The 24,506-nt window shown below is 70.1% G+C and carries 22 protein-coding genes; 12 read left to right on the forward strand and 10 right to left on the reverse strand.

Features of this window, described 5'->3' with window-relative positions; genetic code table 11:
* Positions 1-47: 47 nt before the first annotated feature.
* Positions 48-701 (reverse strand): pyridoxamine 5'-phosphate oxidase, encoded by a 654-nt coding sequence (pdxH, locus tag ACYVF3_RS24965; RefSeq protein ID WP_461156700.1) that lies wholly within the window; start codon positions 699-701, stop codon positions 48-50.
* A gap of 615 nt (positions 702-1,316) precedes the next feature.
* Here pdxH and ACYVF3_RS24970 point away from each other — a divergent pair.
* From ACYVF3_RS24970 to sepH, 4 genes are all read left to right on the forward strand, one after another.
* Positions 1,317-2,429: a citrate synthase 2 gene (locus ACYVF3_RS24970; protein WP_461156701.1), complete on the forward strand. Its 1,113-nt coding sequence runs from the start codon at positions 1,317-1,319 to the stop codon at positions 2,427-2,429.
* 55 nt (positions 2,430-2,484) lie between these two features.
* Positions 2,485-3,438 (forward strand): SEC-C domain-containing protein, encoded by a 954-nt coding sequence (locus ACYVF3_RS24975; protein ID WP_461156702.1) that lies wholly within the window; start codon positions 2,485-2,487, stop codon positions 3,436-3,438.
* Between the two features lie 225 nt (positions 3,439-3,663).
* On the forward strand, positions 3,664-4,806 hold the full coding sequence (gene serC, locus ACYVF3_RS24980) for a phosphoserine transaminase (RefSeq protein WP_461156703.1): 1,143 nt from the start codon (positions 3,664-3,666) through the stop codon (positions 4,804-4,806).
* Positions 4,807-5,090: 284 nt separating this feature from the next.
* Entirely contained in the window at positions 5,091-6,026 is a 936-nt protein-coding gene (gene sepH / locus ACYVF3_RS24985) for a septation protein SepH (protein ID WP_461156704.1), read from the forward strand.
* A gap of 57 nt (positions 6,027-6,083) precedes the next feature.
* Here the strand turns inward: sepH and ACYVF3_RS24990 are convergent, their stop codons facing one another.
* Together ACYVF3_RS24990 and ACYVF3_RS24995 are read right to left on the reverse strand one after the other, a co-directional pair.
* Positions 6,084-6,680 carry a DUF2537 domain-containing protein gene (locus tag ACYVF3_RS24990; protein ID WP_461156705.1) on the reverse strand — a complete coding sequence of 199 codons (597 nt, stop codon included), beginning with the start codon at positions 6,678-6,680 and terminating at the stop codon, positions 6,084-6,086.
* Positions 6,680-7,483, reverse strand: coding sequence for a TrmH family RNA methyltransferase (locus tag ACYVF3_RS24995; protein ID WP_461156721.1), 804 nt, complete (start codon positions 7,481-7,483; stop codon positions 6,680-6,682). Before ACYVF3_RS24995 ends, ACYVF3_RS24990 begins: the two co-directional genes overlap by 1 nt.
* Positions 7,484-8,131: 648 nt before the next feature.
* On the opposite strand from ACYVF3_RS24995, the gene ACYVF3_RS25000 reads away from it, so the two are divergent.
* Positions 8,132-9,628: a glutamate--cysteine ligase gene (locus ACYVF3_RS25000; RefSeq protein WP_461156706.1), complete on the forward strand. Its 1,497-nt coding sequence runs from the start codon at positions 8,132-8,134 to the stop codon at positions 9,626-9,628.
* A gap of 103 nt (positions 9,629-9,731) precedes the next feature.
* Positions 9,732-10,361 carry a superoxide dismutase gene (locus ACYVF3_RS25005; protein WP_461156707.1) on the forward strand — a complete coding sequence of 210 codons (630 nt, stop codon included), beginning with the start codon at positions 9,732-9,734 and terminating at the stop codon, positions 10,359-10,361.
* A gap of 190 nt (positions 10,362-10,551) precedes the next feature.
* Here ACYVF3_RS25005 and ACYVF3_RS25010 read toward each other — a convergent pair whose 3' ends face one another.
* The 3 genes from ACYVF3_RS25010 to ACYVF3_RS25020 all read right to left on the reverse strand — a co-directional run bounded on the left by ACYVF3_RS25010 (position 10,552) and on the right by ACYVF3_RS25020 (position 14,019).
* Positions 10,552-11,889 (reverse strand): MFS transporter, encoded by a 1,338-nt coding sequence (locus ACYVF3_RS25010; protein WP_461156722.1) that lies wholly within the window; start codon positions 11,887-11,889, stop codon positions 10,552-10,554.
* Positions 11,890-11,899: 10 nt separating this feature from the next.
* Positions 11,900-12,334 carry a MarR family winged helix-turn-helix transcriptional regulator gene (locus ACYVF3_RS25015; RefSeq protein WP_461156708.1) on the reverse strand — a complete coding sequence of 145 codons (435 nt, stop codon included), beginning with the start codon at positions 12,332-12,334 and terminating at the stop codon, positions 11,900-11,902.
* 218 nt (positions 12,335-12,552) lie between these two features.
* Positions 12,553-14,019, reverse strand: a complete 1,467-nt coding sequence (locus tag ACYVF3_RS25020; protein ID WP_461156709.1) for an NCS2 family permease — start codon at positions 14,017-14,019, stop codon at positions 12,553-12,555.
* 62 nt (positions 14,020-14,081) lie between these two features.
* On the opposite strand from ACYVF3_RS25020, the gene ACYVF3_RS25025 reads away from it, so the two are divergent.
* Positions 14,082-14,381 carry a DUF2530 domain-containing protein gene (locus tag ACYVF3_RS25025; protein ID WP_461156710.1) on the forward strand — a complete coding sequence of 100 codons (300 nt, stop codon included), beginning with the start codon at positions 14,082-14,084 and terminating at the stop codon, positions 14,379-14,381.
* Positions 14,382-14,578: 197 nt separating this feature from the next.
* On the opposite strand, the gene ACYVF3_RS25030 is transcribed toward ACYVF3_RS25025, so the two are convergent.
* A complete protein-coding gene (locus tag ACYVF3_RS25030; RefSeq protein ID WP_461156711.1) occupies positions 14,579-17,557 on the reverse strand; it encodes a sacsin N-terminal ATP-binding-like domain-containing protein in 2,979 nt (992 codons plus the stop codon).
* On the reverse strand, positions 17,554-18,441 hold the full coding sequence (locus tag ACYVF3_RS25035; protein ID WP_461156712.1) for a DUF3027 domain-containing protein: 888 nt from the start codon (positions 18,439-18,441) through the stop codon (positions 17,554-17,556). Before ACYVF3_RS25035 ends, ACYVF3_RS25030 begins: the two co-directional genes overlap by 4 nt.
* A 141-nt stretch (positions 18,442-18,582) precedes the next feature.
* On the opposite strand from ACYVF3_RS25035, the gene ACYVF3_RS25040 reads away from it, so the two are divergent.
* The 3 genes from ACYVF3_RS25040 to ACYVF3_RS25050 all read left to right on the forward strand — a co-directional run bounded on the left by ACYVF3_RS25040 (position 18,583) and on the right by ACYVF3_RS25050 (position 21,731).
* Positions 18,583-19,422, forward strand: coding sequence for a glutaminyl-peptide cyclotransferase (locus ACYVF3_RS25040; RefSeq protein WP_461156713.1), 840 nt, complete (start codon positions 18,583-18,585; stop codon positions 19,420-19,422).
* A gap of 167 nt (positions 19,423-19,589) precedes the next feature.
* Entirely contained in the window at positions 19,590-21,245 is a 1,656-nt protein-coding gene (locus tag ACYVF3_RS25045; protein ID WP_461156714.1) for an MFS transporter, read from the forward strand.
* Between the two features lie 9 nt (positions 21,246-21,254).
* Positions 21,255-21,731: a DUF2771 family protein gene (locus ACYVF3_RS25050; protein ID WP_461156715.1), complete on the forward strand. Its 477-nt coding sequence runs from the start codon at positions 21,255-21,257 to the stop codon at positions 21,729-21,731.
* A 62-nt stretch (positions 21,732-21,793) separates the two neighbouring features.
* Here ACYVF3_RS25050 and ACYVF3_RS25055 read toward each other — a convergent pair whose 3' ends face one another.
* Entirely contained in the window at positions 21,794-22,189 is a 396-nt protein-coding gene (locus ACYVF3_RS25055) for a cold-shock protein (protein ID WP_461156716.1), read from the reverse strand.
* A gap of 239 nt (positions 22,190-22,428) precedes the next feature.
* On the opposite strand from ACYVF3_RS25055, the gene ACYVF3_RS25060 reads away from it, so the two are divergent.
* Positions 22,429-22,635, forward strand: a complete 207-nt coding sequence (locus ACYVF3_RS25060) for a hypothetical protein (protein ID WP_461156717.1) — start codon at positions 22,429-22,431, stop codon at positions 22,633-22,635.
* Here ACYVF3_RS25060 and ACYVF3_RS25065 read toward each other — a convergent pair.
* On the reverse strand, positions 22,632-23,249 hold the full coding sequence (locus tag ACYVF3_RS25065; RefSeq protein WP_461156718.1) for an HAD family hydrolase: 618 nt from the start codon (positions 23,247-23,249) through the stop codon (positions 22,632-22,634). The two genes, ACYVF3_RS25060 and ACYVF3_RS25065, sit on opposite strands and share 4 nt — an antisense overlap.
* 128 nt (positions 23,250-23,377) lie before the next feature.
* Here ACYVF3_RS25065 and ACYVF3_RS25070 point away from each other — a divergent pair, with 128 nt between their 5' ends.
* Positions 23,378-24,343 (forward strand): R2-like ligand-binding oxidase, encoded by a 966-nt coding sequence (locus tag ACYVF3_RS25070; RefSeq protein ID WP_461156719.1) that lies wholly within the window; start codon positions 23,378-23,380, stop codon positions 24,341-24,343.
* The last annotated feature ends 163 nt before the right edge of the window (positions 24,344-24,506 follow it).

The following is a 24,506-nucleotide window of genomic DNA, read 5'->3' on the forward strand; positions in this document are numbered from 1 at the left end:
TCCCCACCCCACTGACCAGACATCTCGGGCGCGAAACCGAGCGCTCGTCACGGCGCGAGGCGCTCGACCGCCCACGTGTCGTCGGTCCGGCGGAAGCGGAGCCGGTCGTGGAGGCGGTCGGGACGCCCCTGCCAGAACTCGACGTAGTCAGGACGGATCCGCCAGCCGCCCCAGTGCGGCGGAACCGGGACCTTCTCGGCCTCCCCGAAGCGGCGCTCGATGCCGTTGAGCGAGTTCACCAGGGCCTCACGACCGTTGACCACCCGCGACTGCGGCGAGGCCCACGCCCCGAGCTGGGAACCGCGCGGACGCTCGCCCCAGTACTCGGAGGTCTCCGACGAGCTGACCTTCTCGACCTCGCCGCGAACGTTGACCTGGCGCTGCATGCCGAGCCACGGGAACGTCGCGGCCGCAACGCGAGTCGACTTCAGGTCGTGGCTCTTGTTGGAGGTGTAGTTGGTGAAGAACACCACGCCGCGCTCGTCGAACCCCTTGCACAGCACGGTCCGCGAGGACGGGAAGCCGTCGGGGTCGGCGGTGGCCAGCACCATCGCGTTGGGCTCGACCAGCTCGGCCGCGACGGCCTCGTCGAACCACAGCTGCAGCTGCTCATGCCAGGTGCCGGCGAGCGAGTCCTCGTGCAGCGCACCGGCTTCGTAGGAAACACGCATGGACGGCAACGCGACGTTGGCCTCCGACATCCTCTTCCTCCCTGACTCGTCCGGCGAACGGCACGACTCGACTTCGGCATTCCGGCTCAGCGCCGGACGGTACGGGTTGGACGAGACCGACGCGCGCGACGCCGGTCATTCGCTATGACGGTAAACGGGATCGGAACAGGAGCCGAATCGACGATAGGTCACGATCGATTCCGCAACCGATGCAGTGATCGTTCCCACATCAGCCGCTCATCACCCGGACAGGCGTTGCGCTGGGGTGAGAGCAAGGGAACCTTTCTCTCACCCCAGCCGGGACACCCGCACCCTTGACGCCCCCGCGGTGGGAGGTCTTCGGTGGAGCTGCAGCGGTACCCGAGAGCGGCTCACCGGGCACCCGACCTGGAGCGAAGGTCGCCGGCGCGCGCCGAACGCCCGATTCGCCCGTATCGCCGAGTTGCGGAACCGCAATTTTTCCGGAATTTTTCACGCGGGAGCAAAAGGTTCCATTCACCGCGGGTCAACTCATCCTGGAATTATTTCCCATCCGGCCTCCATTGCTACTTCTTCCTCCACGGGTGCAGTGTTGGTTCAAACCCCGCCACGTCGCCAGCCATGCGCACGCGCGCACCATCCCTACGACCAGGAGACGAGGCAGCTATGAGCGAATTCCGTCCCGGGTTGGAAGGCGTCGTCGCCTTCCAGACCGAAATCGCCGAACCCGACCGCGACGGTGGCGCGCTGCGCTACCGAGGCGTGGACATCGAGGACCTGGTGGGCACGGTCTCCTTCGGTGACGTCTGGACGCTGCTGGTTGATGGGCAGTTCGGTGGCGGCCTGCCGCTCGCCGAGGACGTCCCGCTGCCGATCCGCACCGGCGATGTGCGGGCGGACGCGCAGGCCGCGCTGGCCATGACCGCACCCGCCTTCGGCTTCCAGCCCGTGCTGGACATCGAGGCCGACCAGGTGCGCCAGCAGCTCGCCCGAGCCTGCTCGCTCGGCCTGTCCTACATCGCGCAGTCCGCGCGCGGCGACCAGCCCGCCGTCCCGCACGCCCGCATCGCGGAGGCCACGACCACCACCGAGCAGTTCCTCACCCGGTGGCGCGGCGAACCGGACCCGGCTCACGTGCAGGCCCTCGACGCCTACTGGACCTCCGCCGCCGAGCACGGCCTGAACGCCTCCACCTTCACCTCCCGGGTCATCGCCTCCACCGGCGCTGACGTGGGCGCCTGCCTGTCGGGCGCGGTCGGCGCGATGTCCGGCCCGCTGCACGGCGGCGCCCCCGCCCGGGTGCTGCCGATGATCGAGGAGGTCGAGCGCACCGGCGACGCCCGTCGCGTGGTGGCCGACATCCTCGACCGCGGCGACCGGCTGATGGGCTTCGGCCACCGCGTCTACCGGGCCGAGGACCCGCGCGCCCGGGTCCTGCGCAACACCTGCGACCAGCTGAAGGCGCCGCGGTTCGAGGTCGCCCGCGAGCTGGAGCAGGCCGCGCTGGCCGAGCTGCGCGAGCGGCGACCCGACCGGCAGATCGAGACGAACGTGGAGTTCTGGGCCGCCGTGATCCTGGACTTCGCGGCAGTCCCGCCGGCGATGATGCCCTCGATGTTCACCGCGGCCCGGCTCGCGGGCTGGTCGGCGCACGTCCTGGAGCAGAAGCAGACCGGTCGTCTGGTCCGGCCGTCGGCTCAGTACATCGGCCCCGCCCCGCGCTCGCCGCAGGACGTGGCCGGCTGGGACACCGTCACCCAGATCATCGCCCCTGTGTGAGCCCTCGGGGTGGGTCGGCCGGGCGGCCGACCCACCCGGGGATATTTTGGGTCGCGTGAGCGATTCGGCGAATTTGCACGCCCAGTACGCCGCGGCTCTCGAGGAGGACGCCGCGCGCAGCGACAACCCGTGCGCCGAGCTGGTCGACGCCTCTGGACATTGGCACATGGCCGACGACCACGAGCGCGAGCTCTCCGCCGTGACCAGGGCCTTCGAGGCGGATGACGACTCGGGGCCGCTGAGCGGACGCGGTGCCTACATCGCGTACCTGCTCACCCACGGACGCGCCGAGGAGGCGACGCCGCTGCTGGACGAGCTGCGGCGGAAACCGAGCGGGGTGGCCATGACCTACATGGACATCCACGCCGGCTACGCCTCGATCGGCCGGATCTCCGAGGGGCTGCGCTGGCTCAACGCGGGCGCCAACCACATCGTCCCCTCCCTCGACGAGCCGCTGGCCGCGACGGACCAGGGCTACGACCTCCTCCTGGAGCGCAGGCAGGCCAGGATCGACGCGGGCCTCCCCGCCGACGCGATGGACGAGTTCCTGGACCAGTGCGTCGAGCACAACCAGGAGATGAGCGACGGGATCCAGCAGCTCTCCGGCGACGGGGGCGAACTCGACGGCTTGGTGGACGCCAACGGCAACCTCATGCTCAGGCACTACGCGGTGCCGCTGTGGACCGCGGAGGAGTTCGCCCGGTCGACGCACGAGCACCCGGAGTGGTGGGAGGAGGGCGCGACCCACGAGTCCTACCGCCGCCAGGTGGAGGAGGAGCTCAGCGCGGTCACCAAGGGCGCGTGCCTGGTCCCCACGACCGTGGACGCCGTGGAGGCCTACCTCCGGGACAACGACTACCGCTCCGACGTCGAGTCCCCGGACGACTACGCCTTCGAAGAGGCGCACAACGGGAACTACCTGCCCTGGCCGCCCGGGCGGAACGACACCTGCTGGTGCGATTCGGGACGCAAGTACAAGAAATGCTGCGGAGCGCCCGGATTCGTCTGATCATTCCGCCTCGAACGGGCCGTCTCGGACACAGTGTGGTTGGCCGGGACGGCGAACAGCAGTAAGTTGCGGTGCGGCAGCGGCCGTCGGACACCGCGCGGTAACCCCGCTGCAACACTGAGCCGAGCCGGCAATGGCGCCGGCGGACCTGGCCACTGGCGCGCGGGGACGGGCTTCTCCCGGTCACCCCGCACAGTCACCACAACAACGCCCGGAGGCGCCGGAATGACGCAGGCCGAGACCACCGACCCGACCACCTTGAAGCTGCCCGACGAGCTCCAGCCATCGGACGGCCGCTTCGGTTGCGGACCTTCCAAGGTGCGCCCGGAGCAGCTGGCCCGCCTGGCCGACGAGGGCGCCTCGGTGATGGGTACCTCACACCGGCAGAAGCCGGTGAAGTCCCTGGTCGGACGGGTTCGCGAGGGCCTGAGCGAGCTGTTCTCGCTGCCCGAGGGCTACGAGGTCGTGCTCGGCGTCGGCGGCACCACCGCGTTCTGGGACGCCGCGACCTTCGGCCTCATCCGCGAGCGCTCGCTGCACCTGTCCAACGGCGAGTTCTCCTCGAAGTTCGCCAAGGCCGCGAAGACGGCTCCCTTCCTCGGCGAGCCGATCGTGGTCTCCTCCGACCCGGGTGACGCCCCCGACCCGGTGTCGGACCCGAGCGTCGACCTGATCGGCTGGGCGCACAACGAGACCTCCACCGGCGTCATGCTGCCGCCGTCCCGCCCGGCGGGCTCGGAGAACGCGCTGATCGCGGTGGACGCCACCTCGGGTGCGGGCGGCTTGGCGTTCAACGCCTCCGACGTGGACGTCTACTACTTCGCGCCGCAGAAGTCCTTCGCCGCCGACGGCGGGCTGTGGCTGGCCGCGCTCAGCCCGGCCGCGATCGAGCGGATCAACGAGATCGGCGCCTCGGACCGCTGGGTCCCGGAGTTCTTGTCGCTGCCGACCGCGCTGGACAACTCGCGCAAGGACCAGACCTACAACACCCCCGCGGTCGCGACGCTGTTCATGCTCGCCGACCAGATCGACTGGATGAACGGCCAGGGCGGACTGTCCTGGTGCGACTCGCGCACCCGCGAGTCCTCGCAGCGGCTGTACACCTGGGCGGAGAACTCGGCGTTCGCGACGCCGTTCGTCACCAACCCGGCCAAGCGGTCGCAGGTCGTCGGCACCATCGACTTCGACGACTCGGTCGACGCCGCCGCGATCGCCAAGGCGCTGCGCGCCAACGGCATCGTCGACACCGAGCCCTACCGCAAGCTGGGCCGCAACCAGCTGCGCGTCGGCATGTTCCCGGCGATCGAGCCGGACGACATCACCCAGCTGACCAAGTCCATCGACTGGGTGGTTTCGAAGTTGTCCTGATCACGGTATAGCGGCCGCCGACGGAACCCTGTGAACAGCGGGTTTCCTCGGCGGCCGTTGCCTTTTCGCGGTCGCGAACAGCGACGAAGTTGATCACGTCGGGTGATACTCGCAGGAGTTGAGTAGTTCAACTCATTCGCACTCGCAGTCCACGTAGGGCAAGATCGAAGCTGACAGGGCGACCAACGAACGACACGAGTACCCGGCGTGCCTCCCGCGTCAAGGCGGCGCGCCGGGTTACTGTCACAGCTTGGTGACATGTAGGTCGGCGGGAGGCTGGCGTTATGCGAGCGCTGCGAGTGGTCGGGCTCGACGAGGACGGTGAATCCGTCATCTGCGAGGACCCGGAGAACGGTGAGCGATTCACCGTGCCCGCTGACGAGCGGTTGCGCGCGGCTGCCCGCGGCGACCTCACCAGGCTGGGCCAGGTGCAGATCGAGATGGAACAGCAGATGCGGCCGCGCGAGATCCAGGCCCGCGTCCGCTCCGGAGCGTCCGTCGCTCAGATAGCGGCCACGTCGGGCCTGCCCGAGCACCGCATCGAGCGCTACGCCTACCCGGTGCTGCTCGAACGCGCCCAGATCGCCGAGATGGCGCAGCGCGCGCACCCGGTCCGCGAGGACGGCCCCGATGTGCAGACGCTCGGCGAGGTCATCGCCCACACCTTCGGGATGCGCGGCCACGACTACGCCGAGGCCAACTGGGACGCCTGGCGCGGCGAGGACAACAAGTGGGTCGTGCAGCTCGCCTGGCAGGCCGGCCGCTCGGAGAACGGTGCGCACTGGGTGTTCCACCCGGGCGCTCACGGCGGCACCGTCGCCTCGCTCGACGAGCACGCCGTCGACCTGCTCGACCCGTCGCCGAACCGGCCGCTGCGCACGGTCCGCCCGGTGACCGAGCTGGCCCGCGAGGCGCTGCAGCTCGACCAGCAGGGAATGCCCGAAGAGGTGGAGCCCGAGCCGGAGCCGATGCTGCCGGAGCCCCCGGTGGCGCGCGCCGAGCCCACGCTCCAGCGCGTCGAGCCGCCGGAACCGGAGCCCGTGGAGCCGACCGAGCCGACGCTGGACCTGGAGACGCCGGAGCCGATCCAGGAGCCGGTCACGGCCGAGACCGAGTCCGCAGAGGACTCCAAAACCGAACCCAAGCGCAGCGCCCGCAAGAACCACCCGATAGTCCCCTCGTGGGAAGACGTGCTGCTGGGCGTCCGCTCGCACCGCTGAGCCGCTGACGACGAAGAACGGCCAGGCCTTCCACGGGCCTGGCCGTTCTTCGTTCTCCTACCCCAGAGCGCTGAGGAGCCCGGCGATCCAGGAGGCGACCAGGCCGGCTGCCGTGCCGTAGGCGACCCACCGCCACACCGGGACGTTGCGACCCAGCCAGATCGACGGCGCGAACCCGGCGGCGATGGCGATGTTGACGAACACCGCGAGGAAGCCGTTGACGTCCGCCAGGCCTCGGGACACGACCACGAGCGTGATCGCGGCGATCGCCGCGATCACGGCGCTGATCATCAGCCCCGTCCCCCACGGGGTGGGCGGCACCGGCGCGAGGGGCCTGCCACGACGCTGCACCGCCTGCGCCGAGCGCGGCCGCCCGATCTGCGCGAGCTCACCGCTGAACGGGTCGACGTAGCCGACGCGACCACCGGTCTCCGCCGCCAGGCGCATCGCCAGCTGCCGGCCGCGCCGGGACACGATCTCACCGGTCTGCGCGGACTCGCCGGTCTGCACGAGCTCGGCGACCGACGCCCACTCGTGCAACGCGGTCACCAAGGGTTCCGGCAGACGCAGCCGCGCGGGGTCGTGCTCGGCCCCGTCCGGGCGCGCCAGCACGGCCCGTCCGGAGCGAGCGTGCAGTTCCCAGCCCGCGTCCATCAGGTCCCGCTCAGCGCGTGGAAGGTGACGGCCCCGGCGGTGGCGACGTTGAGCGAATCGACCCCTTCAGCCATCGGGATGCGCACTGCGACATCGGCGGCCTCGATGGCCTCATCGGTGAGACCCGGGCCCTCCGAGCCCAGGAGCACGGCGATCCGGCCCCGGTCCAGAGCGGCGTCGCGAAGCGGTGCCGCATCCACGCGCGGGGTGAGCGCGGCGATGCGGAAGCCCTCATCGCGCAGCAGCTTCACATCGTCGGGCCAGGAATCGAGGTGCGCGAAGGGCACCCGCAGCACATGTCCCATGGACACCCGCACGCTGCGCCGGTAGAGCGGATCCGAGCACCCCGCGCCCAGCAGCACCCCGTCCACGCCCAGCGCGGCGGCGTTGCGGAACAGCGCCCCGAGGTTCTCGTGGTCGCCGATGCCCTCCAGCACGGCCAGCCGCTGGGACCGCTGGACGAGCGCTGCCGGATCGACCACCGGAGCCCGGTCGGCCACCGCCAGCACCCCGCGGTTGAGGTGGAAGCCCACGACGCCCGCCATCACGTCGGCGTCGGTCACGTAAGCGGGCACATCGAGTCCTGCGGCGGCCTCGGCGAGCTCCTCGATCCGGCGCCCGACTCCGAACAGCGCCCGCACCGGGTACGGGGAGGCGAGCAACCGCTCGACCACCACCACGCCCTCGGCGATCACCAGCCCGCGTCCACCAGGCCGATCCGGACGGCGGTCCGCGCGGGACAGATCGCGGAAGTCGTCGACCCGCGGATCGTCCACGTCGCTGATCTCGACCTTCTGCGCCACGGTCGGCATTCTCCCATCCGCGCCCCGAGCGGCGATGACAGGAAGGTTCCCACGCTCACTCCCCCGGCCCTGAGGTGGCAGGAAGGCTCCCATGCTCACCTCGCCGCCGGCCGGAGTGACAGGAAGGCTCCCATGCTCACCTCGGCGAGGGGCGGAGCCGGTCGGCGGGCGGGTGATTCCATTCGGTGTTCAACGAGCTTTCGGGGGCGCGGGCGGAATCTGGTTGTCCGCGTCCCATTTCGGATTCGGTCGAGGATTTGTTCAGACCTCCCGCTCCCGAGAGCTCGGGAGTGTTCGCCACGATTCGAAGGAATGTGGTGGGAAAGTTCTCGCCCCAACAGACGAGGGGGCGACGCTGCGTGATGCCTAACCCCGCGAGATCGCGTTGGACTGGTTGTCGCCCACTGCGCACCGCCATTGCCCCGATTGCCGGTGCGGGCAACACCGAACAGCGCGAGGCTCTGCTCCCGGTGGCCGAATTGGACGCACTTGAGCCGAGTCGAAAAGGCTGAATGCCGCTTCCGGTTGCGAGCGCGCAGCGCGGTGACGGCTGACACCGTATTGGCCGCTGGCTGACCAGGTGGGGATGTGTCACGGTGGTTTACCCAGCGCTGGGCGCTGACGTGCTGCCGATAAAGGGGAGACGGCATGGGACGGCACGTGGACGATCGATCCTTCAAACCGATTGATCGGCAACGCTATCGGAACAAGATGCAACGCGGCCTCGACGCACTGGCCCGCATGCTCGCCGATGGCGAATTCTCCTTCCCCCATCAACAGATGGGGCTGGAGATGGAATTGTGCTTGGTGGACGAGCACATGCAGCCGTCGATGAACAACACTGTGGTTCTGGAGAAAATCAGCGAACTGATTTTCACCACCGAGCTCGGGCAGCAGAACATCGAGCTCAACGTCGAACCGAGAGTGCTCGCGGGTGACAGCGCGTTGCGCCTCGAAGAAGGCGTCAGGGCCGCGCTGCAACGCGCCGACGGCGGCGCGCACGACGCGGGCGCGAAGATCGCGATGATCGGCTCGTTACCGACGCTGCGCAGCCTGCACTTCGACCCGTCGACGCTGACCAGCAACCCGCGCTACTCGGTGCTCAACGACCAGATCATCATGGCCCGCGGCGAGGAGATGCTGCTGGACATGGAGGGAGTGCCGCTCGCGGACGCGGGCCCGGAACGGCTGCGCTCCTACGCGGATTCGATCGCGCCGGAGTCGGCGTGCACCTCGGTGCAGCTGCACCTGCAGGTGGCGCCCGAGGACTTCCCCGCGCACTGGAACGCCGCGCAGTGCCTGGCCGGGGTGCAGGTCGCGATCGGCGCGAACTCACCCTTCCTGCTGGGCAAGGCGCTCTGGCACGAGACGCGCGTACCGCTGTTCCTGCAGGCCACCGATACCCGTCCGACGGAGCTGCGCAACCAGGGCGTGCGCCCCAGGGTGTGGTTCGGCGAGCGGTGGATCACCTCGATCTTCGACCTGTTCGAGGAGAACGTCCGCTACTTCCCAGCGCTGCTGCCGGAACCGGAGGAGGAAGATCCGGTCGCCGCGCTGGACAACGGCCGCGCCCCGAAGCTCAACGAGCTGCGCCTGCACAACGGCACCATCTGGCGCTGGAACCGCCCGGTCTACGACCTGGTGGACGGGGTCCCCCACCTCAGGATCGAGAACCGGGTGCTTCCCGCGGGCCCGTCGGTGGTCGACATCGTCGCCAACGCGATGTTCTTCTACGGCGCGCAGCGGGCGCTGACCGAACAAGACCGTCCACTCTGGACTCAGATGTCGTTCGCCGCGGCGGAGGAGAACTTCTACGCGGGCGCCCGGCACGGTTTCGACTCGCACCTCTACTGGCCGGGCTCGGGCTGGGTCACGCCCGACGAGCTGGTCCTGCGACGGCTGCTGCCGATGGCCCACGAGGGCCTGCGGGCGTGCGGGGTCTCCGACGAGGCCCGCACCCGGTATCTCGGCGTCGTCGAGCAGCGCTGCCAAGCGCGTCAGAACGGCGCGACCTGGCAGCGGGACGTCGTCGCCCACCTGGAGGCCGACGGCGCGGACCGCCAGACCGCGCTGTCGGCCATGCTGCGCCGCTACATCGAGCTGGCGGACGGCAGCGACCCGGTCCACAGCTGGCCGACCCGCTGACGCTCCCACCGCGACTCTCCACCGGGGACACTTGTGGCCACACCCGTTCACTTGCCATAGGGTGGCAACAACCAGAATGTGTCGACTACGGAGGGAGACTTCGGTGCCCGAGTACGTGCTGCCGGAGTTGGACTACGACTACGCGGCGTTGGAGCCGGCGATCTCCGGTGAGATCAACGAGCTGCACCACAGCAAGCACCACGCCACCTACGTCAAGGGCGCGAACGACACGATCGCCAAGATCGCCGAGGCCCGCGACAAGAACGACTTCTCCTCGATCGTCGGCCTGGAGACCACGCTGGCGTTCAACCTCGCAGGTCACTCGATGCACCTGGTGTGGTGGAAGATCCTGTCCCCCAACGGCGGCGACAAGCCGACGGGCGAGCTGGCCGCGGCCATCGATCAGGACTTCGGTTCGTTCGACAAGTTCCGCGCGCAGATGGAAGCCGTCTCCACCACGATCCAGGGCAACGGCTGGGGCGTGCTCGCCTGGGACCCGGTCGGCCAGCGGTTGATCACCCAGCAGCTGCGCGACCACCACTCGAACCTGTCGATCACCACCACTCCGCTGCTGGTGTTCGACATCTGGGAGCACGCGTACTACCTGCAGTACAAGAACGTGAAGGCCGACTACGTCAAGCAGCTGTGGAACGTCGTCAACTGGGACGAGGTCTCCAAGCGCTTCGACGACGCCCGCAAGGGCCTCAACGGCCTGCGCCTGCCCACGGCCTGATCCACCCGGAGTCCAGACAGGCGCGGCACCAAGCCGAACGGCCGCTGGAGCAGGGCTCGGCGGTGAGTGCTCCGACAAGTTCTTGCCGCCGGTAATGATCGAGCCCCGGTCTCCCGAAGGAGGCCGGGGCTCGATCTGTTCCCGAACTGACTACCGCTCCCACCACGAAGCGGACGAGTATTAGGTTAGCCTAACCTAGTGACTGGATCAACCCCCTCTTGCGCTGGCGCGACAGCGCCAGCGCGCCACCCACCGCGGCGGCGAGCGAGAGCAGACCTCCGAGCACGAGCGGCCAGCGCGGACCGAGGACCTCCGCGAGCCAGCCGGAAGCCAGACCGCCGAGCGGTTTGCCGCCCATGAACAGCAGCATGTAGAGGCCCATCACCCGGCCTCGCATGGTCGGTTCCACGGCCAGCTGCACGGTCGAGTTCGCGCTGGTCGTGAAGGTCATGACCGCGATGCCGACCGGGATCAGGCACACGGCGAACATCCAGTAGCCGGGCATCAGCCCGGCCAGCGCCTCCAGCGCGCCGAACACCCCCGCGCCGAGGAGCATCAGCCGCAGCCGCGAACCGGGCTTGCCGCTGCGGCGCGCGGCCAGCGTCGCACCGGTCAGCGTGCCCACCGCGAGCATGGTGATGAGGATTCCGTAGCCGTCGGCCTCGCGGTGGAAGACGTTGCGGGCCATCACGGCGAAGGTGTTCTCGAAGTTCATCCCGAAGGTGCCGACGCAGAACATCAGCACCATCACCACGACCAGGTCCGGCCGCCCGCGCACGTAGCGCAGGCCCGCGCGGAGCTGGCCGCGCTCCTTGCCCGCCGTTCTCGGCCGGTGCAGGGCGGTGGCGTCCATCAGCAGCAGGCCCACCACCACGGCCACCGAGCTCAGGCCGTTGGCCAGGAACACCCATCCGGTGCCGACGGCGGTGATGGCCAGTCCGGCGATCGCGGGCCCGACGATGCGGGCCAGGTTGAAGGTCATCGAGTTCAGCGCGACGGCGTTGGTCAGCTGCGCGGGACCGACCATCTCCACCACGAAGGACTGCCGCACCGGAGCGTCGACCGCGGAGAAGCACCCGAGCACGAAGCAGAGCACGTAGACGTGCCAGAGGACGGCGATCCCCGTGACGTCGAGCGCTCCCAGCGCGAAACCGCACAGCCCGAGCGCGGTTTGCGTGAGGATCAGGATTCTGCGCTTGTCGAAGCGATCAGCGAACACCCCGGCCCACAGCGTGAGCGCGAGCGTCGGGAGGAACTGCAGCGCGACCGCCAGGCCGAGCGCGGCGGGGCTGCCACCGGAGAGTTCGAGCACGAGCCAGTCCTGCGCGGCCCGCTGCATCCAGGTGCCGGTGAGCGAGACGACCTGCCCGGAGGCGTAGTAGCGGTAGTTGCGCTCGTGCAACGAGCGGAACATGCCCCCGCCGTGTTCCGCCGCAGGTGGCGTGCGGTGGCTGACCGGAGCCTCTGCGTCTTCGTCTCCCGCAGACCTTCGAGCTTGGTCAACCACGCTTCCGCGTACCCCTCTCAGCGCTCCCGGTTCATCGACTGGCCAATCGGTCGATGATCTCGGCGGCGCGCGACAGCACCGCCAGCTCGTCCTCGTCCAGTTCCGCGAGGTGCTGGTCGAGCCAGCGCTCGCGGATCGAGACCTCTTCCTCGATCCGGGCCTGGCCGGATTCGGTCACCTCGACGATGGCCTGCCGGCCGTCGGTCGGGTGGGCCCGCCGGGCCACCAGGCCGTTGTCCTCCAGCGCCGCGATGACCCTGGTCATCGATGGTGGCTGAACACCTTCCTTCGCCGCCAGCTCGCCGGGCGTCATCGATCCCGCCTTGTGCAGGCACGAGAGGGCGGACAGCTGGGACAGCGTGAGAGCCGAGTCGGCTCGCTGCGCGCGCAGCCGCCGGTTCAGGCGAACGACGGCGAGCCGCAGACGGCTTGCCAGGGTGCGCTCGCGCTCCGCGATATCGGACACGTCGTTAGTCTACCAAACTATCTCGGGAATTCGGACAAACTGATCATCTCTCGACCAGTGGTGGCATACCTTAACCAGCCCGGTGCCCGGCAGGGCGTATTTGGGACGAAGGAGACGTCCGGCCCGAATTGGTCTGGATCAATCCCGGCCCCGAAAACGCAACAGGGGCGCCCGCCTCCCCTGCCGGGAATCGGGCGCCCCTGCGGGGAACGCGCAGGTCAGATGCCGACCAAGTTGCCCAGCGGACCCGAGGCGAAGTACAGCACGAAGGCCGCGGCCACCACCCACATCAGCGGGTGCACCTCGCGGGCCTTGCCCGTGAAGGTCCGCAGCAGCACGTAGCTCACGAAACCCGCGCCGATGCCGTTGGCGATCGAGTAGGTGAAGGGCATGACCGCGATGGTCAGGAACGCCGGCAGCGCCTTCGTGAAGTCCGACAGGTCGATGTCGCGGATCTGCGCCAGCATCATCGCGCCCACGACGACCAGCGCCGGAGCAGCCGCCTCGACCGGGACCACCTGGTACAGCGGGGTCAGGAACATCGCCGCCAGGAACAGGGCACCCGTGACCACGTTGGCCAGCCCGGTGCGCGCGCCCTCGGCGATGCCGGAGGCCGACTCCACGAACACCGTGTTGGAGCTGGCCGACCCCAGACCACCGGCGACCGCACCCACGCCCTCGACGGCCAGCGCCTTGCCGATGCCCGGGAGGTTCCCCTCCTTGTCGGCGAGGCCGCCCTCCTTGCCGAGGCCGGTCATCGTGCCCATGGCGTCGAAGAAGTTCGCCAGGACCAGCGTGAAGACCAGCATCGCCGCAGCCAGGGCGGGCAGTCGCGTGAAGGCACCGAACGAGATGTCACCCACCAGGGACAGGTCCGGAAGACCCGCGATCTGGTCCGGCAGCGCCGGGTAGCCCAGGTTCCAGCCGGTCTCGCCCGCGTCGCTGGAGGAACCGGCGTGGAAGATCGACTCGATGATGATCGAGAGCACGGTGGTGACCACGACGCTGATCAGGATTCCGCCGCGGACCTTGCGGGCCACCATGATCGAGGTCAGCACCAGGCCGAAGACGAACACCGCGGTCGGCCACGACGCGATCGAGCCGTCGATGCCCAAGCCCACCGGGACCGTCGTGTCCGCCGCGTCCGGCAGCCGGCGCACGAAACCGGAGTCGACCAGGCCGACGAAGGTGATGAACATGCCGATGCCGACCGCGATCGCGGCCTTGAGGTCGGCGGGCACGGCGTTGAACACCGCGGTGCGGAAGCCGGTCGCGACCAGGATCAGGATCACGATGCCGTCGACCACGACCAGGCCCATGGCCTCCGGCCAGGTCACCTGCGGCGCGATCGTCACGGCCAGCAGGGTGTTGATGCCCAGGCCGGTGGCGATGGCGAACGGGTAGTTCGCGACCAGTCCGAACAGGATGGTCATGACACCGGCGACCAGCGCGGTGGCCGCAGCGACCTGCGGGATGGGCAGGATGTTGCCCACCACGTCGTGCTTCGCGCCGGCGTCGGTCGGCGAAGCGCTGCCGAGGATCAGCGGGTTGAGCACGATGATGTAGGCGACGGTGACGAAGGTGACCAGGCCACCTCGAACTTCCCGGCCCACGCTGGATCCACGCTCGCTGATCTTGAAGTAGCGGTCCAGCAGCGAAGACTTCTTCTCGGTTCTCTCCACCATTCGAACTTTCCAATCGCGGTGGCCTGTGCGCGGGCCGTTCTACCGGGAGTAGCCTGCCTGACGTGGCACAAGACGGCGAAACCGCCCCCTCCGAGGCAGCGCACCGACCGGTCCCCCCGCTGCCGCGCAGGCTCGCGGACCCGACGCCGGTGCTGCTGATCGGGACCGCGCTGTGGTTCGCCGGTGTCGTGGCGTTCGGCTGGGGCGACCTCGCCGACGGCACCGTCGGCATCCAGTTCTTCACCTGCGTCGCCGGCACCGCGCTCGGCGTCATCGGCTACGGGGTCTTCCGCTGGCAGCGCAGCGCCGCGCGAAGGGGCTCCCGCGGGTCCTGGCAGGGCCTCTCCGGCCTCGACACCTGAGCTCCCTCATCGGGTTCAGGTCCTCCGACAGCGGTGACAGCGGACCGTTGCGGGCGTGCGGGCGCGGATCAGTGGTTTTGTGGGTGGGGAAGTTTTCATGAAAACTTCCCCACCCCACAAAACCGAGAGCGGGTCCCCAGAACCAGACGTACGTCAGATTTCGGTGCCCGGACCGCTGAGCGCGCAGCCGCTGGTGTTCAGCGCAGGAGCGTCGTGGCTTCCGGATCCGCCAGCAGCGCGGTGAGGGCGAAGCGCTGAGGCCATGAGCCCGTCGCCCAGGCCAGCGCCCGGGCCAGGCCGTCCGGAGTGCGTTCGGTGTGGACCTTGCCCGCGGGTTCGACCCACCAGTGCACCTGGTGCTCACCGGTCGACGCCTGCACGCGCAGCTTGTCGTGGAGGGTGACCTCGCCCGCCGGGACCTCGATGCCCAGGAGCTCGCAGCTGGAGGCGACCCGGCCGACCTCGGACCAGCGCTGGGTGCGTCCCGCGTCCGGGACGCGCAGCGTGTTCTCCTCCGAAGCCAGCGGCAGGTCGAGCAGTTCGGCCAGGGCCTCGGCGTCGAACTGGTCCGGGCTGCCGCCCGCGATGACCAGCGGAGCCTCCATGACGCCCAGCATCCACGGCTCGTCGAGGACGACCGCGCGCCCGGTGCTCACCACCGCGCCCGAGACGGACCGGACCATCTCCGGCGGGTCCAGCTCGGAGGGATCGACCACGCCCCCGGCGACCGCCTCGCTGAGCACTCGGTGAGCGCGCAGCGCCGTTCCGGCCCGGATCGCGCGACCCGCATCGCCCAGGCGTTCCAGCAGGTCCTCGGCGTCCTCGCCGTCGTCGATCCGCAGCTCGGCGCGGACGCCCGCCAGCCGCAGCGCCTCCTCGTCGAGCTCGACGTCGGGCACCGGGTCGTAGACCCCGGCGAGCTCGTCGGCGCCGGGCAGCCGCCAGTGGCGCGGCGGGTGCCCTTCGATGAGCGCGTAGCGCGCGATCCACCAGGCCGAGTAGCCGTGCGGTTCGCGCAGCGCGCGCAGCGTCTCCGGGTCCCTCGTGAGCAGGCTGATCGCCTCGGGCCACGCGTCGGGGGCGACCAGGTCGAGATCGCGGATGCCGACGAACCTCGCCGGGGGCCACTCCTCCGGCCTGTCGGCCTCCTGCTCCGCCCACCACTGGTGGGAGTCGGGGAACCTCTCATCCGCTTCCGCCGGGGATTCCTCGACCTGCACGCCGAAGCCGTCCAGGACACCGATGGAGGTCAGCAGGTCGGTCGGCCAGCGCTGCGCGACCTCGGCGTCGAGGACCGACAGCGAGGCTCCGCCGCCGAGGTGCTCGGTGTCGATGACCGACAGCAGCGCGGCCTCGGGCAGCAGGAGCTCGTCCGCGCGCCGGTGTTCGCCCTCGTCGTCGGGCAGCGCCAGGGCGCCCAGCCAGTCGCGCGTGCGCGACTCCTCGACCAGCTTCAGCACGGCCTCGGCGAGCGGACCCACGTCCGCTCCGGCCATCGCGTCGGACACGCTGCTGCGCACGGCCTCCGCCAGCGGCGGGGCGTCGAGCAGCTCGGCCGGCCCTGCCGGGTGCGCGCCGAGCTTCTCCAGCATCGGGTGGGTGGCCTCCGGGTGCGCGATGCGCAGCCCGGAGATGTCCAAGGTGGACAGGAGCGCGGCCGGGTCCAGGTCGCTCTCCGGGTGGCTCAGCAGCACGTCGCGGACGCCGCTGGAGGTACGACCGTCGGCCAGCGGGACCGGCAGCGCGGTGAACTCCTCGCGGGCCTGCGGATCGGCGTCCTCGAACGGGGCCAAAGCATCGTAGAGCCGGTACCACCAGCTCGGTTCGCGACCGAGCCCGGTGACCGCCTCGACGATCTCGGCGGCACCGAGCCTGCTGACCTCCAGCGCGTGCAGCGAGCGGCGGTGCCGGGCGTCGGACAGCTCCGGGTCCAGCAGTCCGGGCACGACGTCGTCGAGCAGTTCCACCAGCTCGGACGAGACGTATTCCAGCGCGCGGGCTTCCAGCGGCGCGACCGGCTTGTCCCCCGCGCCGGGCAGCCAGGCCGAGACCCGCAGCCGGTCGTTGACGCCCTGCCGCAGCTTGTCGTCCACATCGGACAGCGGGAAGCCGGGCAGCGGCACCAGGGCGGTCCGGTGCTCACCGGGCAGCTTGTCGACCAGCGCCGGATAGCACTCGGCGGCGAAGGTCAGCACCTCGTCGGTGGCGGGTGACGCCGCGGCGCGACGCCGATCGGCCTCGACCGGCACGCTCGCCAGCAGCCGGGCCGGCAGCGACAGCCGCTCCTCGGTCGGGGTCGGACCGTGCAGCACGTCCTCGGCCAGCGGGATCGGCACGCCCTCGGGATCCAGCGGAACGGCCCAGGTGACCTGCCAGTGCGCGGTCGAGCGGTTCTCCGCGCCCAAGCCGGCCAGCACCGAGTGGCTCAGCGCCCCGGAAGCGCGGTGCACCAGCCAGCGGTCGCTGCGCACCGGTCCGTGCACCACGACGCGATCGGCGTCCTCGTCGACGCGGCGCCAGGTCTGGCGGCCGATCCGGATCTCGCTCAGGGCCGGAAGCGCCAGCAGCAGCCCGGGGGCCTGGTCGGTGCAGGAGTCCAGCAGCGCGGCGGCGTCCACTTCGGAGCGCAGCGGCAACCGGACCTCGGTCGCGAACCCCTCGGGCGGGGTGCCGTCGACCTCCCACGGCAGCCGCAGCACGGGAACCGCGCCCTCGCGGCGGGACAGCTCCTCAGCAGGACCGGGCAGCTGCGCGGCCGCCTGCCGGGTGCGTTCGGCGGAGAACGCCACACCACCCGAGGTCGACAGCACGCTGGGCTCTTCGGACACCGCGAGCACGGCGGCGAAGCCGACGCCGAAGCGACCGACGGAAGCGCCTTCGCGCTTGGCCGACGCGCGCAGCGATGCCAGCGCGGCCACGCCCTCAGCGGTCAGCGGGGCCCCGGTGTTGGCGACCCGGAGCTCGTCGTCGACGAGCTCGACGCTCAGCACCCCGTCGGAGCCTGCGGCGTCGGCCGCGTTCTGGGCGAGCTCCACGAGCAGGCGGTCGCGATAACCGCCGAGCTTCAGGTCCTCTTCCGCGTTGGCGTCCTCGCGGAACCGGGTCGGCGACGCCTCCCAGGACTGCAGCACCGCGCGGCGCAGTCCGACCGCGTCGAAGCGGTCGGGCTCGCTCACCCGCGCTCCGTGCCGCGCGGCTCGAACTCCAGCGTGGCGTCGTCGTAGACGATCTCGGCGACCGGAACGGTGGACGAGACGTCCACGTCGACCTCGGAATGCGCGCCGCAGCCGAACTCGACGCTGACCACGCGACCGTCGGCCGGTGCGAACTCGTTCGCGCAGACACCGAACGCGCCGCCCATGGAACCCGACAGCTTCAGGAAGAAACCGCAGGTGCCGCAGGCCGCGGGCGCGAGCTTCGCGGCGTCGGCGCGGGGGCCGAAGTCGCCGGAGTGCCAGCGCTCAGCGGCTTCCGTGCGCCCTTCGAAGCTGAGCACCCGCTTGCGGCCGAGCCCGACCTCCTTGGCGACGTCGCTGAACTCCTCGTCGTCGCCGGTCAGGTGGCCGGGGGCCAGCCGCGGGTCGTCCGGGCTGGTCGGCAGCAGGTCACCGGCACCCAGATCACCCGGCTGGACGCGGTCGCGCCACGGCACCCAGTCCGGCGCGGTCAGCGCCGACGGACCGGGCAGCAGCACGACTTCGCTGACCGTCACCGGCTCGCCCTCGCCGACGCTGGCGACCGTGACGGCCCAGCGCCAGCCGACGTAGCCGGGGTAGTTCGACTCGAAGTGGTGCGTGACGGCGTGCGAGCCCTCGGCTTCGACGCCGACGTGGGCGCCCACCGGAGGCGGCGTGGAGCTCTCCGCAGCAGCGGTCTCCGAGTCCTCGCCGGTGGTGTCCAGCGTCAGGATCGGAGAGCCGATCGGGTCGTCACCAGGGCGAGCCTCATCCTCCGCGGCAGCTCGGGCGACATCCACGGCCGCCGCGAGCTCCGGGTTCAACGGCTCGGCCGCAGGCTGCCCGGCATCGTCGTACGGGGCATCCGCGCCTGGGCTGGTCATCGGAGCAGGCATAGGCGTCACATGCTCGATTGTGCCGTACGCGCTCCGCGCCGCAGTCGGCTGTGTCGCTGCCGGGGCCGCAGGACCGCTGTTCCGGAGCGGAGCAACACTCGGAGTGATCGGGCGTGTCAAGCTTTCGGGGTGCGACTTGCTCAGACTGGACGTCTCGTGTGCGGAGTGCTGCTCACCATCGGAGTCGGGGTTGCGTGTGCGCCGCAGGTACCAGCGCAGCACGACGGCCAGGACGACCGCGAGCAAACCGATCAGGGCGTTGGGCACCCGGGAAGCGTGCCACACCTTCGCGTCGAGGTGATCAACGTGCTCCCGCACGACCGCTCCTCGTTCACTCAGGGCCTGGAAATCGCCGACGGGACCCTCTACGAAGGCACCGGCCTGCGCGGCTCGTCCGTGCTCCGCGCCGCCGATCCGCTCAGCGGTTCGGTTCGGCACGAGGCCCGGTTGCCCGCCGAGTTCTTCGGTGAGGGGATCACCGTCACGGGTGACCGTATCTGGCAGCTCACCTGGCAGGAAGGGGTTGCTTTCGAGCGCGACCGCGCGACGCTGCGCGAACTGCGCCGAGTGGAGTACCCCGGCGAGGGCTGGGGCCTGTGCTCGGACGGGCGCCGGCTGGTGATGAGCGACGGCAGCGACCGGCTGACCTTCCGCGACCCGGTGACGTTCGCGCAGCTCGGCGAGGTTTCGGTGACGCAGGACGGGTCGTCGGTCGAGGAGCTCAACGAGCTCGAGTGCGTCGGCGGCCAGGTCTGGGCCAACGTGTGGGGCAGCGACGAGATCCTGCGGATCGATCCGGCGAGCGGGCAGGTCACCGCGGTCGTGGACGCCGACGGACTGCTGCCGCCCGATCAGAAGGCCGGTGCCGATGTGCTCAACGGCATCGCGTCGGTGCCCGGCACCGACGAGTTCCTGATCACCGGGAAGAAGTGGCCCTCGATGTTCCGGGTTCGGTTCGTCCCCCAGTGATCCCACGGCGGAGTGATCTAGGCCTCTCTTTTGTCGCCTGATCGTGTCCAGCTGTATTTTTCGGCGGTTTTCCGCCTCCTTGTTCGTGAGGGCGTTGCGACGAGGAGCGCGCAGGAGCGCACCCGCGACCCGGTCCGAGCGGGAGGAGGTGGGGCAGGATGGCAGGCATGGGGATGCGTCGACGCGACCAGCACTCGGACGAGCCGCAGGGCCGCCCGGGCTGGGGCGCCGGCCAGCGCGGGAAGCGCGGTTGGTATACCGAGCAGCAGCGGTCCGGACAGCGGTTCGAACCGCCGGCGCAGGACGCCGACGAGCGCCGTTATCCCTGGCAGGACGACCCCGACTACGACCGCTCGCGCGACCGCACGGGCCCGCTCCCGCCCCTGCCCGAGGACCACCCCGGCGCGCCGGAACCGGAGCCGGAGGCCGAGGAACCCCGTGGCGCGGCGCCGCCCAGGAAGCTGACGGTCACCCGGGTCGCCGCGTGGCGCAGCCGGGACCTGACCCAGCGCGTGGTGCGGCTGTTCTTCTCGCTCGCGCACGCCGACGGCGCCGACCGGTCCGGCCTCGCCAAGTTCACCTACGCCTGGATGGGCAACTACGCGGTCGACGCGGCGATGGCCGTCGCGCTGGCCAACACCCTGTTCTTCTCCGCGGCCACGGCCGAGAGCAAGGACAAGGTCGCGCTCTACCTGCTGATCACGGTCGCGCCGTTCGCGGTGATCGCGCCGGTCATCGGCCCCGCCCTCGACCGGCTCCAGCAGGGCAGGCGGCTGGCGCTGGCCGCGTCCTTCGCGGTGCGCGTCGCGCTGGCCGTGGTGATGGCGCTGAACTTCAACAGCTGGCTGCTCTACCCGGCCGCGCTGGGCTGCATGGTGCTGTCGAAGTCCTTCGGCGTGCTCAAGGCGGCCATGACACCTCGCGTGCTGCCCGAGCAGATCACGCTGACCAAGGCCAATTCCCGGCTCACCGCTTTCGGCCTGGCCGCGGGCGGCCTGTTCGGCGGGATCGCCTCCGGTTTCGCCTGGCTCTGGGGCTCCGAGGGCGCGCTGTGGTTCATGGCCGCGATGGCGGCGGCCGGTGTGTGGCTGTGCCTGCGCATCCCGGGATGGGTGGAGAGCACCGAGGGCGAGGTGCAGACCTCGATCGGCGATCCCGGGCGCTCGCGGAAGGTGCCGCTGAGCGACCACGTCGTGGTGGCGCTGTGGGGCAACGGCGGAATCCGGGTGCTGACCGGGTTCCTGACGCTGTTCGCCGCGTTCGTGATCAAGCACAACACCCAGCACGAGCCGGCCATGCAGCTGGTGCTGCTGGGCCTGGTCGGAGGCGCTGCCGGGGCCGGCAGCTTCCTCGGCAACGGCCTGGGCTCGCGGATGACGTTCGAGAAGCCGGACGGGCTGATCATCAGCTGCCTGGGCGCGGCGCTGGCCGTGGCCACCTGCGCCGCCGTGCTGGCCGGCCTGCCGCTGGCGGTGATCGTCGGCCTCGTCGGCGCGACCGCCTCCGCGCTGGCCAAGGTCTGCCTGGACGCGGTGATCCAACGCGACATGCCCGAGGCCTCGCGGGCCTCGGCGTTCGGCCGCTCGGAAACGGTCCTGCAGCTGAGCTGGGTGTTCGGCGGTGCGCTCGGCGTGCTGCTGCCACCGGTGTACTGGATCGGGTTCGTGGTGGTCGCGGTCCTGCTCGCCCTGGTCCTGGCGCAGACGGTGCTGCGCGGACGGGGGAGCACGCTGATCCCGTCGCTCCCGTTACGACCACCGTCACGACGGCGGGGACGTGCGGCGGACCAACCGGCCACCGCCCGTTCGGGTACCGGCCCGTAGGCTCTGATCGTGCATCGTGGACTGAAGCCGCTGCTGGCGGTGGCTGCCGTCGGGCTCGCCGCCGGCTGCTCCTCCCCCAGCCAACCGCAGGTGACCTTCTACTCGCACGGCGACTCGGTAGCGGTGGACCCCGCTCAGCACTGCGACGCGACCGGTCAGGAGTGCTCGCCGCCGAACCCGGGCGCCATCGGCGAACTGCGCGCGGTCGACCGCGACCCGGTGCAGATCTCGGTGCCCGCCGAGGTCGCCGGTGCGCCGTGGCAGGTGGTGTTCCTCTACCGAGGTCTCAACGGCCAGGAGCTCGACGGCCGGAGCCCGGTGTTCACCCCGGACTCGCGCCACTCCTACACGCTGCAGCTGCCGCCGGACGGCGCCCGCATCGAGCACGTCGAGGTCCAGCAGTTCTCCGCCGTCCTGTCCCAGGGCGCCGATGGCGGTGTCGACTTCGGCATCGGCGGGAGCTGGGTCCTCGACGTCAAGCAGTGAGCTCCTGACGCGCCTCGCGAGCCCGGCCCGATGAGCGCGTCAGAACCGCTCCTGCGGCCGGATCAGTTGCCGCCCGGGTCGAGCTCGCGGGCGACCGCCCTGACGACCTCACCGATCCGCTTGGCGGTCTTGCGATCGGGGTAGCGGCCTCGCTGCAGGTCCGGCTGGACCTTGAGCTCGAGGAGCTTGATCATGTCCTCGACCATGCCGTGCAACTCGTCGGCGGGACGTCGGCGAGCCTCGGTGACCGAGGGCAGCGGGTCCAGTAACTTGACCTTCAGCGCCTGCGGGCCGCGTCGGCCCTGCGCCATGTCGAAGTCGACTCGCTGGCCGGTCTTGAGCGCATCCACACCAGATGGCAACGCGGACGAACGCACGTAGACGTCCTCCCCGCCATCCTGGGTCAGGAAGCCGAAGCCCTTCTCCGAGTCGAACCACTTGACCCTGCCGGTCGGCACTGTCCTCACCGTTCCCTGTCGAATGCGCTGACCCGTCGCCGGGTCACGATCTCCTTGCCGATTCTCCCGCCGTGACGCGGCAATCTCCCCATCACGACGAAAGCGCCCCGTTAACGCCACGCAGGTGCGCGCGCCGGGACGCGTCCCACCAAGCGTACCGCGAAGGTGGACGAAATCACCCATCCTGATCGACCAAGCCCGATTGCCGGACGGGGTGGCGATGTGAATACGCTGCTCACATGGCAAGCAGCTCACCAAGATCCGCGGTGCTCCCGATCTCGATGGCGATGTTCGGCGTCGGGCTGCTCGCCATCGTCGTGATCTTCGCGCTCTACGCGACCGGCCACCAGGACCTGCCGCCGTGGATCAGCATCGTGACGCTGCTCTGCCCGGCGGGGTTGATCTTCGGCGTGGTCGCGACCGTGGTGCGCGCCCGGCGCCGCTAGACCCGGGTCGCCAGCCAGGCCGGGAACTCCGTGAGGTCGTCCAGGGCGACGTCGGCACCCGCTTCGCTGAGCTCGCGCGCCGAGTACGGACCCGTGGCCACGCCCACCGCGGTCGCCCCGGCGGCATGCCCGCCGACGACGTCCCCGTGATGATCGCCCACGTAGATGGTCGCGCCCTCGGCCAGCAGCACGTCGCCCTTGCCCGCGCCGAACACCCCGCCGGCGAGCCGGTCGACGGTCCAGCCCAGGGCCTTGAGGTGCAGCGCGGCGTTGGGCTCGTACTTGCCGGTGACCACCAGGACCCGCCCACCGGCGGCACGCACGGCCTCCAGGGCTTCGGCCGCCCCCGGCAGCGCGACCGTCTCGCCGATGACGACGGTCGGGTAGATCGACCGGAAGTGCGCGGCCAGCCGCTTCACCATCGGCTCGTCGAACTCGTAGCCGCGCAGCACGTCTTCCAGCGGCGGCCCGAGGTGGGCGGCGAAGTGCTGCCCGTCGAGCTCCGTACCGAACTCCTCGTTGAGTGCGTCGAACGCGCGGACCATCCCGGGCCGCGGGTCGATCAAGGTCATGTCGAGGTCGAATCCGACCGTGAGTGCGCTGCGCTCGTCCATCGCCGTTCAGCCTACGGACGTCGAAGAACACCTGGTCCGGGGACACGTGCGACCTTGACTCGAAACTGTCCAGTACCGAAACTTGCGAAGTAACCCACCTCACACCCACGGCGAGCTGGAGTAGTTCAATGACGAGCACGCACCCCGCCCAGCGCGAGAGCTTCCACTCCCTGCGAGCCCACGGCATGAACTGGGAATCGTTGCCGCTGCGCCTGTTCAGCAAGGGCAACGCCCGGTTCTGGAACCCCGCCGACATCGACTTCAGCCAGGACGCCGAGGACTGGCAGCAGCTCACCGACGACGAGCAGCGCAGCGTGGCGGGGCTGTGCGCGCAGTTCATCGCGGGCGAGGAAGCCGTCACCGAAGACCTCCAGCCGTTCATGGCCGCGATGGCCGCCGAAGGCCGCTTCGGCGACGAGATGTACCTGACCCAGTTCTGCTTCGAAGAGGCCAAGCACACCCAGGTGTTCCGGCTCTGGATGGACGCCGTCGGCCTGACCCAGGACCTGCACGAGTACGTCGCCGAGAACCCCGGCTACCGGGAGATCTTCTACAAGGCCCTCCCCGAGACGCTGCGCGAGCTGCACACCGATCCCAGCCCCGAGAACCAGGTCCGGGCCTCGGTCACCTACAACCACGTGGTGGAAGGGACCCTCGCGCTCACCGGGTACTACGCCTGGCACAAGATCTGCGTGAGCCGCGGGATCCTGCCGGGGATGCAGCAGGTCATCAAGCTGATCGGCGACGACGAGCGAAGGCACATGGCCTGGGGCACGTTCACCTGCCGCAGGCACGTGGCCGCCGACGAGAGCAACTGGGCGGTGGTCGAGGACCAGATGGCGAGGCTGCTGCCGCACGCCATCGCGCAGGTCCAGTGGAGGCCGGACGACACCCCCGAGGAGCTGCCCTTCGCGCTCGACAAGGACGAGCTCACGGCCTACGCCTCGGACCGCGCGACCCGGAGGCTCGGCGCGATCTCCAGCGCTCGCGGCATGCCGCTGGCCAAGATCGACGTGGACGCCGAACCCGAAGCCCTCGAAGAGCGCTTCGGCGACGAAGACGCCGCAGAACTGGAGAAACTCCGCAACGAATGACCCCGGCAGGGCCTATCGCGCTCGAAATGTCTGGTCAGTGGGGTGGGGAAGTTTTCATGAAAACTTCCCCACCCCACTGACCAACCTCCCCGAGACATCACAACGAAAACCGGGACCGGGTGACCCCTCCCCGCCACGTGAGGCTCGCTGACGCCTAGAGGTC

Source organism: Saccharopolyspora tripterygii (assembly GCF_054778355.1).

What these genes read in the sequence shown, in the direction of transcription:
- pdxH (WP_461156700.1), bottom strand. Translation starts at nt 701, where the DNA reads ATGTCGGAGGCCAACGTCGCGTTGCCGTCCATGCGTGTTTCCTACGAA.
- ACYVF3_RS24970 (WP_461156701.1), top strand. Translation starts at nt 1,317, where the DNA reads ATGAGCGAATTCCGTCCCGGGTTGGAAGGCGTCGTCGCCTTCCAGACC.
- serC (WP_461156703.1), top strand. Translation starts at nt 3,664, where the DNA reads ATGACGCAGGCCGAGACCACCGACCCGACCACCTTGAAGCTGCCCGAC.
- sepH (WP_461156704.1), top strand. Translation starts at nt 5,091, where the DNA reads ATGCGAGCGCTGCGAGTGGTCGGGCTCGACGAGGACGGTGAATCCGTC.
- ACYVF3_RS24990 (WP_461156705.1), bottom strand. Translation starts at nt 6,680, where the DNA reads ATGGACGCGGGCTGGGAACTGCACGCTCGCTCCGGACGGGCCGTGCTG.
- ACYVF3_RS25000 (WP_461156706.1), top strand. Translation starts at nt 8,132, where the DNA reads ATGGGACGGCACGTGGACGATCGATCCTTCAAACCGATTGATCGGCAA.
- ACYVF3_RS25020 (WP_461156709.1), bottom strand. Translation starts at nt 14,019, where the DNA reads ATGGTGGAGAGAACCGAGAAGAAGTCTTCGCTGCTGGACCGCTACTTC.
- ACYVF3_RS25035 (WP_461156712.1), bottom strand. Translation starts at nt 18,441, where the DNA reads ATGACCAGCCCAGGCGCGGATGCCCCGTACGACGATGCCGGGCAGCCT.
- ACYVF3_RS25045 (WP_461156714.1), top strand. Translation starts at nt 19,590, where the DNA reads ATGGGGATGCGTCGACGCGACCAGCACTCGGACGAGCCGCAGGGCCGC.
- ACYVF3_RS25060 (WP_461156717.1), top strand. Translation starts at nt 22,429, where the DNA reads ATGGCAAGCAGCTCACCAAGATCCGCGGTGCTCCCGATCTCGATGGCG.
- ACYVF3_RS25065 (WP_461156718.1), bottom strand. Translation starts at nt 23,249, where the DNA reads ATGGACGAGCGCAGCGCACTCACGGTCGGATTCGACCTCGACATGACC.
- ACYVF3_RS25070 (WP_461156719.1), top strand. Translation starts at nt 23,378, where the DNA reads ATGACGAGCACGCACCCCGCCCAGCGCGAGAGCTTCCACTCCCTGCGA.